The 500-nt window shown below is 60.2% G+C and carries 2 protein-coding genes; both read right to left on the reverse strand.

The genetic code is table 11. The features are described 5' to 3' along the window. On the reverse strand, positions 1-268 hold a 268-nt coding region (locus ACK4SE_RS14435; protein ID WP_409694115.1), incomplete at its 3' end, for a class I tRNA ligase family protein. Positions 269-275: 7 nt separating this feature from the next. Beyond that, the coding region (locus ACK4SE_RS14440; RefSeq protein ID WP_409694118.1) for a hypothetical protein at positions 276-500 on the reverse strand (225 nt) is incomplete at its 5' end.

A 500-nucleotide genomic window follows, 5' to 3' on the forward strand; every position in this document is an offset into this window, starting at 1 on the left:
CATAACCAATGGCAAGTTTGGCGCACATCTCACGGAAATATGTAGACATCTCTGTCGCCAGATCGATTGTCGCACGTCCCGCCCTGCGTGCAGTCTGATCCATCTTGAGACCATGCTCGTCTGTACCGGTCACCAGCCGGACATCGCGCCCACGGGCACGCTGAAATCGTGCGACGACGTCGGTTGCAATACCTTCGTAGGCATGTCCGATATGCGGGCGGCCATTCGGGTAATTGATCGCGGTGGTAATGTAGTACGGCTCGGTCATGGGCGCGCTAGCTAGCGGGCGCAGCGGATGCGAGCAAGGTGCCGATTTCCATCGCCAGCAAGCCGGGATCAAAGTTGTAGAGCGGTGCCTGGCCCGCCAGCGCCACAAGTTCGTTGTGAGCCCTGATCAGATTTGGAATACGATCCCGCCGCGCTAAAATGGCTTCCGCGGCGACGATCGCGCGCGCAAGTTCGAGGATCGCCTGCATACGCTCCCGTGCTGGTCGCGCCCC

This window comes from Brevundimonas sp. (assembly GCF_046293315.1).
Taxonomy (GTDB): Bacteria; Pseudomonadota; Alphaproteobacteria; order Caulobacterales; family Caulobacteraceae; genus Brevundimonas.